The sequence below is a fragment of the Seleniivibrio woodruffii genome (assembly GCF_029267515.1).
Classification (GTDB): domain Bacteria; phylum Chrysiogenota; class Deferribacteres; order Deferribacterales; family Geovibrionaceae; genus Seleniivibrio; species Seleniivibrio woodruffii_A.
In genome coordinates this window covers 120,977-137,907 of the sequence record NZ_JAJUIS010000006.1, presented here as the reverse complement: position 1 = coordinate 137,907, position 16,931 = coordinate 120,977, and the positions used below count along the sequence as shown (strand labels likewise).

General features: G+C 46.9%; 17 protein-coding genes and 1 tRNA gene. 12 read left to right on the top strand and 6 right to left on the bottom strand.

All coding sequences use genetic code 11. The features are described from left to right. Positions 1–15: 15 nt before the first annotated feature. Positions 16–2,010 (bottom strand): acyltransferase family protein, encoded by a 1,995-nt coding sequence (locus tag Q7P67_RS08330; RefSeq protein WP_303851505.1) that lies wholly within the window; start codon positions 2,008–2,010, stop codon positions 16–18. Positions 2,011–2,112: 102 nt separating this feature from the next. On the opposite strand from Q7P67_RS08330, the gene Q7P67_RS08325 reads away from it, so the two are divergent. From Q7P67_RS08325 to argS, 3 genes are all read left to right on the top strand, one after another. After that, positions 2,113–2,535, top strand: coding sequence for a MarR family winged helix-turn-helix transcriptional regulator (locus Q7P67_RS08325; protein WP_303851504.1), 423 nt, complete (start codon positions 2,113–2,115; stop codon positions 2,533–2,535). A 42-nt stretch (positions 2,536–2,577) separates the two neighbouring features. Continuing rightward, positions 2,578–3,426, top strand: a complete 849-nt coding sequence (locus Q7P67_RS08320) for a hypothetical protein (RefSeq protein WP_303851503.1) — start codon at positions 2,578–2,580, stop codon at positions 3,424–3,426. 123 nt (positions 3,427–3,549) lie between these two features. Further along, positions 3,550–5,307 carry an arginine--tRNA ligase gene (gene argS / locus Q7P67_RS08315; RefSeq protein ID WP_303851502.1) on the top strand — a complete coding sequence of 586 codons (1,758 nt, stop codon included), beginning with the start codon at positions 3,550–3,552 and terminating at the stop codon, positions 5,305–5,307. Between the two features lie 43 nt (positions 5,308–5,350). On the opposite strand, the gene Q7P67_RS08310 is transcribed toward argS, so the two are convergent. Beyond that, positions 5,351–5,422, bottom strand: a tRNA-Val gene (locus Q7P67_RS08310). Positions 5,423–5,471: 49 nt separating this feature from the next. Then, the gene (locus Q7P67_RS08305) at positions 5,472–6,146 is read right to left on the bottom strand and encodes a DUF2231 domain-containing protein (RefSeq protein ID WP_303851501.1); all 675 of its coding nucleotides are present in this window, start codon (positions 6,144–6,146) and stop codon (positions 5,472–5,474) included. A 115-nt stretch (positions 6,147–6,261) separates the two neighbouring features. On the opposite strand from Q7P67_RS08305, the gene Q7P67_RS08300 reads away from it, so the two are divergent. Further along, a complete protein-coding gene (locus Q7P67_RS08300) occupies positions 6,262–7,029 on the top strand; it encodes an NlpC/P60 family protein (RefSeq protein WP_303851500.1) in 768 nt (255 codons plus the stop codon). Here Q7P67_RS08300 and Q7P67_RS08295 read toward each other — a convergent pair. The 3 genes from Q7P67_RS08295 to Q7P67_RS08285 are packed head-to-tail and all read right to left on the bottom strand — an operon-like array spanning position 7,026 to position 9,070. Continuing rightward, a complete protein-coding gene (locus Q7P67_RS08295; RefSeq protein WP_303851499.1) occupies positions 7,026–7,967 on the bottom strand; it encodes an AEC family transporter in 942 nt (313 codons plus the stop codon). The genes Q7P67_RS08300 and Q7P67_RS08295 overlap by 4 nt on opposite strands. Before the next feature lie 54 nt (positions 7,968–8,021). Then, positions 8,022–8,399, bottom strand: a complete 378-nt coding sequence (locus Q7P67_RS08290; protein WP_303851498.1) for a RidA family protein — start codon at positions 8,397–8,399, stop codon at positions 8,022–8,024. Further along, the gene (locus Q7P67_RS08285; protein ID WP_303851497.1) at positions 8,396–9,070 is read right to left on the bottom strand and encodes a hypothetical protein; all 675 of its coding nucleotides are present in this window, start codon (positions 9,068–9,070) and stop codon (positions 8,396–8,398) included. The genes Q7P67_RS08290 and Q7P67_RS08285 overlap by 4 nt, the downstream gene beginning before the upstream one ends. Positions 9,071–9,191: 121 nt before the next feature. On the opposite strand from Q7P67_RS08285, the gene Q7P67_RS08280 reads away from it, so the two are divergent. The 8 genes from Q7P67_RS08280 to priA are packed head-to-tail and all read left to right on the top strand — an operon-like array spanning position 9,192 to position 16,909. Further along, the gene (locus Q7P67_RS08280; protein ID WP_303851496.1) at positions 9,192–10,166 is read left to right on the top strand and encodes a polyprenyl synthetase family protein; all 975 of its coding nucleotides are present in this window, start codon (positions 9,192–9,194) and stop codon (positions 10,164–10,166) included. 2 nt (positions 10,167–10,168) lie between these two features. Then, positions 10,169–11,146 carry an AmmeMemoRadiSam system radical SAM enzyme gene (amrS, locus tag Q7P67_RS08275; protein WP_303851495.1) on the top strand — a complete coding sequence of 326 codons (978 nt, stop codon included), beginning with the start codon at positions 10,169–10,171 and terminating at the stop codon, positions 11,144–11,146. Further along, positions 11,107–12,015, top strand: coding sequence for an FAD:protein FMN transferase (locus Q7P67_RS08270; protein ID WP_303851494.1), 909 nt, complete (start codon positions 11,107–11,109; stop codon positions 12,013–12,015). Before amrS ends, Q7P67_RS08270 begins: the two co-directional genes overlap by 40 nt. Next, complete coding sequence (locus Q7P67_RS08265) at positions 12,002–12,346, top strand: NusG domain II-containing protein (protein ID WP_303851493.1); 345 nt, start codon at positions 12,002–12,004, stop codon at positions 12,344–12,346. The genes Q7P67_RS08270 and Q7P67_RS08265 overlap by 14 nt, the downstream gene beginning before the upstream one ends. Beyond that, positions 12,327–12,863 (top strand): Gx transporter family protein, encoded by a 537-nt coding sequence (locus Q7P67_RS08260; RefSeq protein WP_303851492.1) that lies wholly within the window; start codon positions 12,327–12,329, stop codon positions 12,861–12,863. Before Q7P67_RS08265 ends, Q7P67_RS08260 begins: the two co-directional genes overlap by 20 nt. Next, positions 12,848–13,441 carry a nucleoside triphosphate pyrophosphatase gene (locus Q7P67_RS08255; protein ID WP_303851491.1) on the top strand — a complete coding sequence of 198 codons (594 nt, stop codon included), beginning with the start codon at positions 12,848–12,850 and terminating at the stop codon, positions 13,439–13,441. The genes Q7P67_RS08260 and Q7P67_RS08255 overlap by 16 nt, the downstream gene beginning before the upstream one ends. Further along, positions 13,431–14,966 carry a long-chain-fatty-acid--CoA ligase gene (locus Q7P67_RS08250; protein WP_303851490.1) on the top strand — a complete coding sequence of 512 codons (1,536 nt, stop codon included), beginning with the start codon at positions 13,431–13,433 and terminating at the stop codon, positions 14,964–14,966. Before Q7P67_RS08255 ends, Q7P67_RS08250 begins: the two co-directional genes overlap by 11 nt. Beyond that, positions 14,963–16,909, top strand: coding sequence for a primosomal protein N' (gene priA, locus Q7P67_RS08245; protein WP_303851489.1), 1,947 nt, complete (start codon positions 14,963–14,965; stop codon positions 16,907–16,909). The genes Q7P67_RS08250 and priA overlap by 4 nt, the downstream gene beginning before the upstream one ends. Positions 16,910–16,931 lie beyond the last annotated feature (22 nt).

Below are 16,931 nucleotides of genomic sequence, written 5' to 3'. Positions count from 1 at the left end.
TAAAAAACTGCGGCTTTATTTTTTCAGTATTTCGTCAAGAAATGTGCCGGTCTGCCCTATCACATACTCCGAACCGAACACAGACAGGTGGTCGTCGTCGGCATAAAGTGATTTTCCGCCCTCGGTCAACTTACATTCACCGTCTTTGCAGAGAATATCCTGAATATCCACTACCTTAACATTGGTCTTGCTTTTAACCTTCTCAAGAACCTTGAACACGAGCTCGTTGCGCTCCTGATAGTGGCTGTAAGGCAGAGCAGACGTTACGAAAGATGTCAGCACCGGAAAAACGTGCTTAAAGTATTCTATCTTGCCCATCTCGGAAGGTACGTCATAGGGTACCTCCGGCACGTCCATAACGAAATATACGTTCTTTCCCGCACGCTCAAGGGAACCGATGGTGCGCACAAGGCTCTCTTCGAATACCTTCAGATTGTCATGCTCAATTACGTTTTTGGTTATCCCGTCGTCGAGGGTCATTTCCGACCCCGCATCGTTGCCCAGAGTGGGTTTGCCGGAGTAAACCTCCCATCTGCCCACCAGAAACACGTTCTTCATCTCCTTGTCGGCGGCAACGTCTTTGAAAATTATATCGTTGAACTGGCGGCAGTTAGTGGGAACGTCGTTAATGAGTATCCGTACAAGACGCAGCGGCGGACATGCGGATTTTCCGGCAAAAACACCTGTAACTCCGTTTTCATGTGCATATTTATCCATACCGTCCGTAAGTGAAAGCGCATGGGAATCGCCCCACACAATGAACGTCGGCTTGTTCTTTTTGTCCCCCATGCGGCAGAGGTTATCTATATCCGCTTTCATGGGGTCACGGTAGTAGCAGTCTGTGCTTCTGTATCTGCTCTCTTTAACGTCAGTCACAACGTTCACGGATTCCGGCATCCTGAAAGGCATACCGTCCGTTTTGTATATCACGGTACCGATAACTGTGAAAAGAAGCATGACAGCTGCCGATATCTTAAAAAGCCGGGATGGTACGGGAAATTTCTTTCTGCGTACGGGATGTTCCACAAAATAATATGAGATTAAGGCGAAAAGGAAAGTGACGGCTATTATAAACCAGTTACTCATAAAAAAGGCATCGCCAGCTATATTTTTATAATAATTACGGAAAGCAATGAAAGACCAGTGCCACAGGTAAAGGGCATAAGACAGCAGACCTGTAAAAACGAGAGGACGAAAAGAGAGGATGCGACCGAAAACGCTTTTTTCACCTGCGTATATCACCATAGCGGCACCTGCACAAGGCAGAAGCGCATTATAGCCTGGAAAAGGCGTTGCGGTGTTAAAAAGAGCTACGGAAGCGGCTATCATGGCGGCACCCAGCAGAGAAAGAGCATCGGAGGCGTATCTGTTCTCAACGCGTTTGAACAAACCGAGGGAGAGCATCGCGCCGAGCATCAGTTCCCACGCGCGGGTGGGCAGAAGATAAAACGACATCTCCGGTTTCCTGTATGTCAGAAATATGCTGAGAGCCAGAGATACGGCAAAAACCACAACCACTGCAAGTTTGGTATTTTTACGGTTTTTATACAGCCAGAGCAGAAACAGAGGGAAAATTATGTAAAACTGTTCCTCTACACCCAGTGACCACGTATGAAGCAGGGGTTTTGTCTCTGCGGCAGCGTCAAAATAGCCGCTCTGCTTCCAGAAAAAGAAGTTAGAACTGAAAAATACCGTCGCGGCAACGCTCTTTCCGAAATTCCTGAAATGCTCAGGCAGAAGCAGAAAGCCCGACAGGATTATTGTGACAAGCATCATGAAATACAGAGCGGGAAAGATTCTTTTGATGCGCCGCACATAAAAGTTTGATACGGTGAAGGTTCCTTCAGATATTTCAGCGGATATTATCCCCGTTATCAGATAGCCGGATATCACGAAAAAGATATCCACACCGACGTAGCCGCCGGAAAACGCGGAAATCCCCGCGTGGTAAAGAATAACCGGAAGAACGGCAACCGCCCTCAGTCCGTCAACGTCTCTTCTGTACTGCAATATTGCACCACCAGATATAAATGAGAGTGGATTATATTATCAAACACAACGAAACACAAGAAAAGGGTTGCATCAGAGAAAATATAGTGTATATACACTATTATGAAAAAAGAAAGCTCTGTATGCAACTGCGTAAACATACGCAGAGCAGCACAATCAGTAACCGAAATATACGACAGATATCTTTCGGAAAGCGGACTCAAGATCGGTCAGTTTTCGATGCTTAATCATATTAATGCCATGTCCCCCGTGAACGTGAGCAGGCTGGCGGAAAAGATGCGTTTGGACAGAACAACCCTTGTCCGTGGATTGAAAGCACTGGAGAATGAAGGATACATCATTGACGCTTCTGAAAAAGGAACCAGAAGCAGAAGCCTCGCCCTGACACCAACCGGAGAGAAAGCTCTTGAAAAGGCAGTTCCGCTCTGGGAGCAGGCACAGAAATATCTGGAAGACAACCTTGGAACTGACACTCTGAAAGAATTCACTTCCCTGCTTTCTGAAATCGAATCACTGACTGATTAATTTTTTACAATAAACGTGTATATACACTATATAGAGGGTAAGATGAAAGAACAACTTATTCAGCATATCAAAGATCATATTTACAACCACTCTGAAAACGTCCATCCGTCCACAGGAAAAAGATATTACGATGAGCCTGACATATTCATCGCGGATGCATCGGATCCTATATTCGACACTTTTAAAGATGTTGTTTCACCTGAACATATGGTGCCTAAGGAGGTGTTCGAGCTTACATACGGTGCAAATACCTTTAAAAGCGGTTCCGTTATAGTTACCATCTCCCCGATAGAGGAAGATATACGCACAAGCAACAGAACCTGCAAAGACACTGCTTCTAAGGAATGGGCATTGAACAGAGGTCATGGCGATGAGATGTTTTACAAGAACAGACTCAGTGAGATAGTCGGGCATATCCATGGCATGGGTTATGGAGCCGTTGCACCATGGCTTTCCGACAAATTCAGGGTTATACGGACAAACACGCTGACATCTAACTGGTCGGAACGCCACATGGCATATGCCGCAGGAGCGGGAACTTTCGGACTGAGCGACGGATTCATAACAGAAAAAGGAACCTGCATAAGGATAATCTCTATTGTGACGGATATGGTTCTGGAGGCGGACATCAGAAAAGAGCAGAGTCATACCGCAAACTGTCTGTTTATGTCGAAAGGGCTTTGCGGAGTCTGCATAAAAAGATGCCCTGTTAACGCCATTGATAAAAACGGACACGACAAAATGAAATGTTTAACTTTTGTTTACGGCGAAGAATCGAAAAAATTTGCGGCAGAGGTCGGCGGGATAGAAAAAACGGGGAGCGGATGCGGACTTTGTCAGACGAAAGTTCCGTGTGAATTCCGCAACCCCACGAAGCGAACAGGTTCATGAATTCAATCTTACAGGTCTCTAAACAGGAAAAACAACTCTGAACAGGAAGGCGTTTGAAATACCTTGAATTAGGCGGCTTAATAGCCTATAGTTTGTCTCTCAAAATCAATATAAGGTTAAATAATGCTCCGTAAAAAAATCAATCAGATAATCGGTGCCGCTTTCTCTGAGTGCGGCTATGAAGGAAATTTCTCAGAAGTTATCAACTGCAAACTGCCGGAACTCGGCGATTTCTCATCCGTGGGCGCACTGCCCGCCGCAAAGCAGTTCAAAAAACCGCCCAGAGAGATTGCACAGGAGATTGTAAACAAACTTGAAGGCAACCCTCTTTTCGAAAACATCAGAATTGACGGTCCCGGATATATAAATATGAAAGTTACGGGCACTTTTCTTGCGGACAGCCTTAAAGAGATGCTTGATTCCGCAAACCTCGCCTGCACCGATGGCAAAAAAGAGATGATAATCGTGGACTACGGCGGCGCGAACGTGGCAAAACCGCTCCACGTCGGACACCTGCGCGCGGCGATCATAGGCGAATGTCTCCGCCGCGTTGCGAAATTTCGCGGACACGACGTCGTGGGCGACGTGCACCTCGGAGACTGGGGATTGCAGATGGGTATGATAATCCATGAGCTGTCGCTCAGACATCCTGAATGGGCGTATTTCGATGAAAGTGCTGACACCTTCCCAGCGGAAGCACCCGTCAACATCGAAGATCTTGAGACGCTCTACCCCACTGCCAGCAAAAAATCCAAAGAGGACGAAGATTATCTCAACGCCTGCCGCAAAGCCACAACGGAACTGCACGCCGGACGAAAAGGATACAGAGCACTGTGGCGGCACGTTGTCAACGTTTCCGTTGCCGATCTGAAATCGGACTACTCACGCCTGCTGGTTAATTTTGACCTCTGGCTTGGCGAAAGCGACGCACACCAGTACCTCGACATGCTCATCGACAGATTCATAAAAGAGGGTTATGCCAAAGAGAGCGACGGCGCGCTTATAGTTGAGGTTGCGGAAGAAACCGACAACCACAACGTCCCCCCGGTTATCCTCAGAAAAAGTGACGGCGCGGCGCTTTACCACGCGACAGACATAGCGACGATATATGAGCGCGTGAAAGATTACGACCCGTCAATAATACTGTACGTTGTTGATAAAAGACAGTCCCTCCACTTTGAACAGGTATTCCGCTGCGTAAGGAAAACCAAGCTGGTAAGGGACGATGTTGTGCTCCGGCATATCCCGTTCGGTACCATGAACGGCACGGACGGCAAGCCCTTTAAAACACGTGAGGGCGGCACTCTGAAGCTGAAAGAACTGATAACCACCGTTACGGAAAAAGCGTTTTCCAAACTTGTTGACGGAGGCTACGGCGCTTCGCTCAGCGATGATGAAAAACGATACGTTGCGGAGTGTGTGGGAATCGCAGCTCTGAAATTCGGCGACCTCAGCAACACCTGCGCCCGCGATTACATATTCGAACTGGACAGATTTCTTGAATTTGAAGGAAAAACAGGACCCTATCTGCTCTATTCCGCTGTCCGTGCAAAATCCATACTAGCAAAGGCTGGTGCTGACGATATTACCGCCACAGACCTGAAAGAACCCGCGTCGACGGAGGAGTTCAACCTTATGCTGGCGCTTCAGGCGTTTCCGGAGGCTTGCGAAATGTCGTTCCGCAACAGGGAACCCATGGTGCTGTGCGAATACGGATACAACATTGCCGCGTCTTTCTCCTCGATGTACGCAAAAACAAATATCATAAGAGAAACAGATACTGAAAGGAAAAAGGCTATGCTGGCACTCGTAAAGGCTTACCTGCGGGTGATAGAGGCTGTACTCGACCTTCTTGGAATAAAGGCTCCCGAAAGGATGTAGATAAAAAAAGGGCTCAGGATTTCTCCTGAGCCCTTTCATTTTATAGGCACGGCAGGGATTGAACCAGCGACCCTCGCCACGTCAAGGCGATGCTCTCCCACTGAGCTACGTGCCTGTTGGAAGTGAGATAATACATACTCACAAAAACTTTTTCAACAACTTTTTTAACCCCAGCTGAGTTTTCCGCCGTTAAAACCTATAACGCCCAGAACAGGGACGTTAAGAAATATCATAACATTATAAAACAGACTGTCGTCATAGCCTTTAAATACCGTAAGAACCTCTGCCGCACACATGAAAAGAAGCAGAAATGAGAAGGTTATCTTCGTAATAAAAATTTTATTGCGCGTAAGGTTATAGTTAACCCACCAACTCACGAAACCTGAAACAATCGTGGGCACAAGAAACACAGCCGCCGTTGCCAGAGCATAAAAACCGGCGGTCGAAAACGATGGGTATCCAGTAAAATAATAGATAAGCTGCATAATAACAGCGAAATTTATAAGTCCCATCGGAAAATGGATAAACATCGGGTGCGGGTGGAATATCCTGTAAAGACCCCTTACAGTGTCTTTTATCGTTTTTTCCTGTGCGGGCATTTCCTTCGTTTCGCGTATGCTTTCGACATCCTCTACATGTGCGAATCTTTCCAGAACATCAACCCCGTGCGGTGCCGATTTAAGCGCTTCTGTCAGATCCATTCCCGCGAAGTGCTTTCCGGCGTGTTTTCCGTTCTTCCAGAGCTTGCTCTCTGTCACATCATAGATTTTTCCTTCATTTGATACGTAGCTCTTTCGTCCCTCTTTTCCGTCAAAATTCTGCAGTTCCTCTTTTTTCACTTTCATCTCCGGAAAAATTTGGTTAATATCTGAATCTAGTATACATGATAAACACTTTCAAGTCTTTACTGGACGGTGTTTTTTATTGCTAAATTGACTAAAAAACGGTAAGTGTATGATAAAAATAAGAATAACCTTTATATTAACTATATTTCTCATGTACGCATGTTCAATAGCTGCCCCCAGCTTCACAGATACACCGGAAACAATCAACTTAAATCAGATGAACAGAAGACTCAAGGCAATGCAGTACACGATTCAGGCAGGCGCTTTCGGAGATGTTAACAACGCAAAGCGGCTTGAAGCAAAGCTGGATGCCAACGGTCTGGATTCATACCACTTCCTTGATAAAGACGGACTTTATAAGGTTCGTTTCGGCAACTTTGCTGGACGCACAGAAGCGGTCGCAACAGCAAAACGTCTGCAAAGGAGCGGTTATATTGACGTGTTCTATGTTGTGGCTCCCGACGAATACGAGGCGGCAAAGCCTGAATATCTTGGTGACGTGTCCGGTTTGCGAAAAGCCATAGTTGAAACTGCTATGCGATACATCGGGGTGCCCTACGAGTGGGGCGGCGTATCAGACGCAGGATTTGACTGCAGCGGTCTCACAATGGCTGTTTACAGATTGAACGGACTAGACCTTCCCAGAGTTTCCCACGAGCAGTTTGAAGAGGGAAGCTATGTCAGCAAAGACGAATTACAGCCCGGCGACCTTGTTTTCTTCGACACAAGAAGGCTCGGCAGGGTTTCACACGTGGGCATATACATTGGCAACGGTAAGTTCGTACACGCACCAAGCCGCGGAAAACATGTCCGTGTAGAAAATCTGGACCTCGACTATTTCGTGAGATCCTACAGAGGCGGCAGAAGCTATTTCTAAGCCAGCAGCTTCATAAAGAACGCTATCCAGAGAGGGATCGTCACGACACTTACAAGCGTCGTGGTGAATATCGTCTGAGCAGCAGTCTCAACGTCGCCGCCGAAATATTTTACAATAACGATACTAAGCATTCCCGCCGGCATAGATGCCTGAACTGCAGTTATCATTTTAAGCTCTTGGGAAACCGGAAGAATCATGACTGTTGACACCATAAGTGCAGGAATGATGAACATCCGAAGAAGAACAGCACCAAGGGAGACCTTCCAACCGCCCTTTTTAACAAGCGCCGAAGCCGTCTCAGCCAGTGTCGCGCCGCTGACAAATATACCGATAGGTATTGCCGAAACAACAATGGGATGTATTGCCGTTTTCAACCACGCAGGCATAACGGATGCTCCGAATATAAAATTCACTGCTAATGAAGCAAATATAGCTATCAGTGGCGGGTTTTTCAGCAGAGCCTTCATATTCTTTATGGAAAATCCGGTTAGCATCCCTATCCCGACAGACCAATAAGCCGTATCTATGCCGATGTTATGCACCAGCAGAAGCCCCACTGCGCTTTTGCCCAGCAAAAACTCCGTAAGAGGAATGGAAATGAATCCGTAATTGTAGATGCCGACGGTAAAAGCGAACGACGCTTTCGAGTCCCTGCCCTCAACACCGAAATACTTTGCAGTCAGCATTGAAACAATATAACCGATAACGATGCCGTAAAAACCAAGCAGAGGCGCGGAAATAACGTTTCCTATATCGTTCAGCACTTCGTTGCCGACAACATAGTTGACTATCAGCACCGGAACCAGAAAGTTGATATAAATTTTAAGGATTATCTTTTCCGGCTTTCCGCGGGTAAGTCCTATGCGGTTTGCCGCACCCCCAAGAAAAGCGAACGCCATATACGGCAGCAGAACCGCAAAAATACCTGAATAGGTCATTGTATATCCCTGTGATAAAAAAAGCCCTCCGTCAGGAGAGCCTTATCAGTGTCTTTATCTTACGCAGATGCACTCCACCTCGATGAGAACATCCTTTGGAAGCCGCGCCACCTCAACAACAGCTCTCGCAGGTCTGTGGTCTCCCATGAAATCAGCGTATATTTCGTTTATAGCAGCAAAATCGTCCATATTCTTTATAAAAACAGTGACCTTAGCTATGCTTTTTTTGCCGAATTCAGCGTCTTCGACAACTGAAATAAGGCTTTCTATAGCTCTTTTCGCCTGTTCTTTGATTCCGCCTTCAACAACCTTCATTGTTTCAGGATCAAGCGGTATCTGCCCCGAAACGAAAAGCATGTTTCCGGAAATTATCGCCTGGCTGTAGGGTCCGATTGCGGACGGCGCTCTGTCTGTCTGAAAAGGAATATTCATATTCTAAGCCCCCTTATGATGGTCCATGACATATAATATTTCTGTTCCTCGCTCAAAGGTTCGAAGAACATCTCGTGTTCGGTCTCATTTTTGAAAAGGTAGCGGTTGAACGTTTCGCTGCCGAAAAGGGACTGTACCTCGCTGACAGAGGCATCGCATATCAGCTCTTCAGTCTTTATGTTCATGAACAGGTTATGCACGGAATTGCTCACCGTTAAAGCCCATCTTGTAAGTTTATCACGAACCGGCATCTGCGCGGCGTCTGAAAGCATGGCGAGAACGTCCCTGCCCTGCGAATCATACACTTTAGGGTAGGTTGAAAGCACAAGCCTCCCCCCGACATTCAGGGATCCGTGGAGTGCATAAACAACGTCGTGTATAGGCTGGAACATAAACGTTCCACCCAGTGATATATGAGTGTCCGCCCTCATACGGCGCATTGTCTGAGCAACAGACATATCAACCTTGAGCGGAATAATATTCTCCGGCACACCGGACATATCGTATGTCAAGGCATACACAGTGTCGTAAATGTTTTTATCGAGAAGGTATTTCGCCGTTATGTAGTTATTGAAAGATGATTCGCAGACTTTTCCGCCTGATTTAAGCGACAGTCCGTCGAGGAGTTTATAGTAGATAATCTGTAAATCTTCCGTCTGTCTTCTATTCAATTTATTACCTTTTTATTTACATGCTTCTGATTATCGTATATTGTTATAAGTGTTTGCGTGTGGCTAACAATATACTCTGATTTTTAAAATCGACAACTCATATTTTACGGGGATTCTTCGGATGAATATTAATGATGTACTGGCTCTTGTGGCAAATGAAAGGGACGCTGTTGAAAAGGAACTGATAGCCAATCTTGACTCAGACGTTAAGATGGTGAACGAAGTTGCCGCTTATGTCTTTGAAAGCGGGGGCAAAAGACTTCGTCCGGTATTTCTGATCCTGTCCGCAATGATGTGCGGATACAAGGGACAAAGAACCGCAACGCTTTCGGGAGTCGTTGAATACATCCACACTGCAACACTTCTCCATGACGACGTTATCGACGGTGCGAAATACCGTCGGGGAAAAGAAAGCGTAAACCGCATCTTCGGAAACGACATAGCGGTTCTCTGCGGTGACTTTCTTTATTCGCGGGCGTTCATGAACCTTGTTAAAGACGGAGACAGCCGAATCCAGATGCTCCTTGCAGTTGCTGCAAGAACAATGAGCGAAGGCGAGGTTTTTCAGCTTGTCAAAACTGCCGACGTAAAAATCAAATTTGAAGACTATCTCAAGATAATAAATTCAAAAACAGCAGTTCTCTTCTCCGCATGTTGCGAAACCGGAGCCATTCTCGGCAAACAGACGGATGAAAAGCAGGCTGCCATGAAAGACTATGGAACGAAGCTGGGCATTGCCTTCCAGATGGCTGACGATATCCTCGACTATCTTGGCGACCCTGAAAAAACAGGAAAAAAACCCGGTACAGACCTCAACGAAGGCAAGATAACCCTGCCGGTTCTCAAACTTCTGGAATCAGCAACAGAAGCGGAACAAAAGCGCATCCGCGAAATAATCGTGGATGAAAAGGCGACTGATGAGAACCTGAACTACATCCTTGGGCTTATGAAACACTACGACGTGAAAAAACGTTCCGAGGCGGTGGTTGACGAATATATAGAGGCTGCGAAGGAAAACCTGAAACTTTTCCCCGAATCGCCCTATCGCGACGCACTTGATTTCCTTGCTGACTATATGGTCGCAAGAGAAAAATAATCATGGACGCAAAATATTGGCGTGCTGGAGATAATCAGTGTGTCAGATGCGTCCTCTGTCCACATGCCTGTCTGATTTTTAATGGCGGACACGGCAAATGCCTGATCAGAAAAAATATCGGCGGCGTTCTCCAAGCTACAGGATACGGCAAGATATCCTCAATGGCTGTTGACCCAATCGAAAAGAAACCTCTTTATCATTTTCATCCCGGTTCGAACATCCTTTCAATAGGGTTTAACGGATGCAACATGTCGTGCCTCTTCTGTCAGAACTGGCAGATAAGCACGCAGGAAACACCCACACAGGACACATCCCCGATGGAACTGCTCCACACTGCGAGAAAAGCGTTCAGCATCGGCATCGCCTACACCTACAACGAACCGCTTACCAATTTCGAATTTGTCATGGACTGCGCGAAAGAATTTCGGGAGTCCGGTTTAAAAAACGTCATTGTATCGAACGGAATGATAAACCCGGAACCGCTGAAAGAAATAATACCATATCTTGACGCGGCGAACATAGACCTGAAAGGTTTCACAGAGGAATATTATAAAGAGCACGGCGGGCTGCTGAACACCGTTAAACACACCATAGAAACGCTTTTCAGAGCCGGAGTACACATCGAGCTTACAAACCTTCTGATCCCTGAAAAAAACGGAAACGAGCAGGATTTTGAAAGAATGTGCAGATTTATAGCGGACATGAGTCCCGATATCCCTCTCCACATATCAGGCTATTTTCCGCAGTATAAATACGACTTTCCGCCAACGCCAAACAATACATTGACCGATTTCGCAAAAAAGGCTAAAAATTATCTTAACCACATATATATAGGCAACAGAGCCGGATGCGGATTCACGAATACTCTATGTCCCGAATGCGGGCAGGTACTCATCGAGCGCAGCGGCTTCAAAACCCGTTGTCTCACGGAAAAAAACACATGCCCAAACTGTTCGCAAGGATTTTATGCTGTTTTCTGATAGTCACGCTGTACGGATGCAAGGAATCCTATAAAACCGAGCAGTTTTACGCCATGGGCACTTTCGTTTCAGTTACGGTTCCGGAAAAAAACTCGGATATTATCGTAAATACCCGCAGCAGAATCACTTCCCTTGAAGCGGCTGTTAAAGAAGACACTGAGAAATTCAACAAAAACCCAAGATACAAACCAAGACTCGCCATAAGCGAGCTGATAAGCCGCGGCAAGGCATACGAGCTTATCACCGACGGCAGATTCAGCATATACTCGGCAACTGTGTCAAAGCTGTACGGGTTTCCTGAAGGCGCATACAGAGTACCGGATCAGAGCGAGATAGACACTGCACTTGACAACATCAGCCGCGGAACAAACGTCAGCCTCGACCTTGGCGCATATGCGAAAGGGTGGATCGTTGACGAGGCTATAGCCGAAATCAAGGCTTCAGGTGTAAAAACAGCCATGGTTAACGCCGGCGGCGACCTTTATGCACTTGGCAAACGTCCCGACAGGGACTGGCGCATCGCCATTCAGGATCCGAAAAACAACAGGGACTATATATCCATTGTAAACCTTGAGAACATGGCGGTTGCCACCAGCGGCGACTATGAAAGGTTTTTCAAAGCGCAGGACGGAAGAACCATTTTTCACATATTCGACGCAACCACAGGACAAAACCCTGAATATTATCATAGCGTAAGCGTTATTGCATCCACAGCGGAAGAAGCGGACGGGCTGTCCACAGCATTTTTCCTAATAAATCCGGCAGAGGTGCGGGCGAAATGCAAAAAGCTGAAAACACCTGTGCTCCTTTACACTGTGAACGGCAGCATTATGAAACTCTGCGGATGGGAAAAATTTGAGAAAAAGTAAATTCGATATACTCATAATCGCAGCGCTGACCGCAGCGTCGGTCTTTTTCATGCTTAACGTCTCATCGGGAGAAAAGCGCCTTTACCTTATCGACAAAGATACGAAAACAGAAGTCAAACTGGAAGACAGGGACATAATCCTTGACAACGGACACGTCGTTATTCAGGTTACCACAGAGGGCGCACGGTTTCTGGAATCGGACTGCCCAAACAGGATATGTATCAAACAGGGTTGGGTGAAAAACTGCGGCGACACTGCCGTTTGCGTTCCAAAACACCTCGCCATTGTGATGGAGTGCAAAGAACAGGACTATGACGCCATCTCCCAATAATCACAACAGACTTGCCATGACGGGGCTTTTTGCGGCTCTTACAGTCGCACTTGGCGTTTTGGAATCGTTTATCGCACTTCCTGTGCCTGGTGTGCGCATCGGGCTTTCAAACGTCGGAATAATGCTCTGTCTCTATCTGATAGACTTTCCTGCGGCGATGTATGTGGCTGTTACAAAAGCCATCCTTGTGCCGCTTCTGACAGGGAACCTCATCGTAAAAATGTCCATCGCCCTGCCCTCAACACTGGCGGCGACAGTGGTTATGGGGCTTTCATTTTTTCTTATGCGCAGGTTCACAACACCACTCTCCATAGGCGCTCTGGGAGCGGTTGCGCATATATGTACACAGTTCTTCGTGGTAAAAAATCTTTACATCAAGGCCGATGCGATTTATAACCTATTACCCTATTTTTGCTTTTTCTCCGTGCTGACAGGTGTGCTCACCGGATACATCACGCGGGTCATAATAAACAATATAAGAGAGGACGAAAGGTGCATCTCATGTTTCAGAAAGTAATACTCGCAAGCGGTTCCCCCAGACGCAGGGAACTTATGACAAGACTCGGCATCAACTTCCAATATGTTACATCCACAGCGAAAGAGGATATGAACCCCGAAATACCTGCGGGTGACCTCACTATTAAAAACGCAGCCATGAAGGGATACGATGTGGCAAACATATACGATGAAGCGTTCATCATTGCCGCGGACACAATAGTTTCCTGCGAAGGACGCATCTTCGGCAAGCCCAAAAGCGAAGAGGACATATACGACGCTCTGCGTTTTCTCAGAGGCAAAAAACATCAGGTGACAACCGGAGTTGCCATCATAAACAAGCGTGCGGGAGTCTGTGAAAGATTTCACCGCACCACCGACGTTTATTTCAAAAATTACAGCGACAGCTTTATCAAATGGTACATCGCAACAGAAGAGCCGCTGGACAAAGCGGGTTCATACGCTGTTCAGGGCAAGGGATGCCTCATGGTTGAAAAGATTGACGGCTGTTACGATAATGTTGTGGGGCTGCCCGTTTCCGAGCTTTTCGAAAGGCTTATCAAATTCGGCGTCAGACCCGGAGGACTGAATGCCTATTAATCTGGTACACGAAACCCTTGAAACACAAGCCGCCGAACGGGGCGGAAAGAAATATCTTATTTACGGCAAAGAGAAATTCAGCTACAGGGAAATAAATTCAAAGGCACAGAAATTTGCAAACCTCCTCACCACGAGGGGGTTTAACAAGGGCGACAGAATCTGTCTCATGCTTGAAAACAGCCCTGAGTTTTTCATCAGCTTTTTCGGAATATTGAAAGCGGGCTGCATCTGCATACCCATAAACACCTTTTTCATCCGCGAAGAAGTGGCATACATCATAAACGATTCCGAAGCGAAACTTTTCATAACCTCTGCAGACTTTGCCGAAGTTGCCGACGGCATAACAGAAAAGTGCCCCACACTTAAAACAGTTATGGCATACGAAGACACAAAGTTTATGTCGGAAAATATCTTTAAGCTCATTACAAAAATGACCGACTCCAAACGTGGAATAAGCATCTCACATGAAGATCTCGCGGTCTTCGTATACTCGTCAGGCACAACGGGACACCCGAAGGGAGCGATGCTCACCCATGCGAATATGACGGCGAATGCCTATGCCTGCCTCATGCGTTTCCACGTTACATACAACGACGTTTTTCTTCTTTTTCTTCCTTCTTTTCACTCATATGCACTCATGACATGCGTACTTCTCCCCACATATGTGGGTTCATCCATAATAATTCTCGGCAGCGTGAACGACCTTAAAAAGAAATCGTTCCGCAACATACTGCTGTTCCAGCGCCCGACTTTCTTCCTCGGAGTTCCGCAGGTATACACTGCGCTTCTCAGAGCGAAGATGCCCGGCTGGTTCATAAAATTCTTCTACCCTGTAAAGCTCCATGTGAGCGGAGGCGCCCCACTGCCCGAAGATACTCTGGTCAGATTCAGAGAAAAATTCAGGCACCCCATCATAGAGGGCTACGGACTTTCCGAGGCATCACCGGTGGTCAGCGTGAACAAGCTGGATTATCAGAAACCCATGTCCGTTGGTCCCGCTCTGGACGGAGTTGAGGTGAAGGTAGTTAACGAAAACGAACTGGAACTGCCCGCAGGAGAGGTCGGCGAGCTTATCGTCAAAGGTCCCAACGTTATGAAAGGATATTGGAACATGCCCGGTCTCACTGATATGACCCTCCGCAACGGCTGGCTTTTCACAGGAGACCTTGCAAAGATAGACGAGGACGGTTTCATCTATATAGTTGACCGTAAGAAAGACCTTATAATCGTCAAAGGAATAAACGTGTATCCCCGCGAAATAGAAGAACATCTGCACAAACACCCCAGTGTGGACGCGGCTGCCGTAATCGGTCTACCCGACAGAAACAGCGGCGAGATACCTGTTGCATACATAAAACCGAAAGCAGGCATGAACATAAACGAAAAAGAGATAAAAGCGTATCTGCGCCAGTTTCTTGCACATTTCAAAATACCAAAACAGGTGCAGGAGTGCCACGATATGCCCATGACAGCCACAGGCAAAGTTCTTAAAAGGGAGCTGAAAAGAAGAGTTCTCGGAGTATGAAATATTATGATGTTCTGCTCCCCGTTCCGACGGGGGGCATATACACCTATACCAGTGAAGCTGAAATTCCGGCTGGACAAAGGGTTAAGGTCCCGCTGGGAAAAAGAGAGCTTTACGGGATTGTCACAGGTGAGAACATCACACCACTGCCCGATATAAACTACAGAAACATAACGTCTATCCCTGATGATTCCCCCCTTTTCGGTGAAAAATATCTCCGGTTTCTGCGTATGATAGGAGAGTATTACTGCACTGAACCGGGCGCGGTGCTTGGCGGAATCATATCCGGTGCGGTTCTGGAATCCCCTCAGGTTAATCCCGAAATCAAAACTTACGACCGCAAAGACATCACCCTTAATCAGCACCAGATACCCGTATATGAATCAATCCTGCCGGAGTTGGACAAAGGCTTTTCAGTTCATCTAGTCCACGGCGTAACCGGCAGCGGCAAGACAGAGATATTCATAGAGCTTGCCAAAGAGGTGATTGCGCAGGGTAAAAAAGTGATGTATCTGGTGCCTGAAATATCCCTCACCCCACAGATGGAGGAGCGGCTCTCAAGGCGTATCGGCTTCGACGTTATGTCTTATCACAGCAAAAAGACTCCTAAAAAACGCACGGACACTTTCTGGGCGTTCGCAAAAGGCGAACTGCAAATGCTTCTGGGCGCAAGAAGCGCACTCTTCCTTCCCTCGGACGATATAGGGCTTATCATAGTGGACGAAGAGCATGAATCCAGCTATAAGCAGGAGGAGATGCCTCCATATCAGCTGCGGGATATGGCTGTGCTTTATGCCAAGATACTTGATATACCGATAATTCTCTCCAGTGCAACACCTTCCGTCGAAAGCTGGCAGAACGCCGCAAGCGGCAGATATAAACTTCATACCATCCCATGCAGACCTGAAGCCGAGATGCCCGACATTGAAATTGTCGACATGAAAAAGGTGGAACCCATCGCCGGAATCCTTTCCGAAAGGCTTTACAGCGAGCTATACAAAACTGTTGAAAGGGGCGAGCAGGCGATACTTCTCATAAACCGCAAAGGCTATTCACATACGCTCTACTGCCAGTCGTGCGGCGAAATGCTCATGTGCTCAAACTGCTCCGTGGCATTGACATATTATAAATCCAAGGGGCTTTGCAAGTGCAACTACTGTTCGCAGGAGGTACGCAGACCGAAATGCTCCAAATGCGGAAGTGACGACATAAAAGAATATGGAGCTGGTACGGAAAAGGTTGCGGAAGCTCTGGAAAATCTGTTCGACAAAAAAATACTGCGGCTGGACACAGAGAACGCCGCCACATATAAACAGCTCTCGAAGATGCTGAAAGATTTTGAAACGGGTGTATACTCCATTATGGCGGGCACGCAGCTTGTGGCAAAAGGGCTTGATTTCGGCAACGTCACACTTGCCGGTGTCATAAACATAGACAACATGTTCGGTCTGCCGGACTTCAGGGCTAAGGAGCGTGCATACCAGCTTCTTGTTCAGGTTGCAGGTCGTGCCGGACGCGCGGCAAAAAAGGGTAAGGTGATAATCCAGACCTATGCGCCGGAAACAGAAGTGTTCACTCACCTTAACTGCTCAGATTCAGGATTTTACGAACAGGAACTTATACGCCGGAAACTATTCAGCTATCCCCCTTTCGCAAAGATGTGCCGCGTAACCCTTTCACATGCAAAAGAAGAAACGGTTAAGGAAGCGGCAATGCACGTTTACGGCATCCTTAAAAGTGCCGCAAATGACGCGGAGATATTTTATCCCGCACAGGCTCCTGTATACAAAATATCCAACCGCTACCGCTATGGAATGGTTATAAAAACAAAGACAAATACGGAAATGTCCAGACTCATTAACATCGCCTCAAAATCCTTAAAGGAGAACATGAAGTCCACCCTTCGCATCAAGTTTGACCGCGACCCCCAGTTTTTCATGTAAAGTATTCTCTTAACAAACTTAA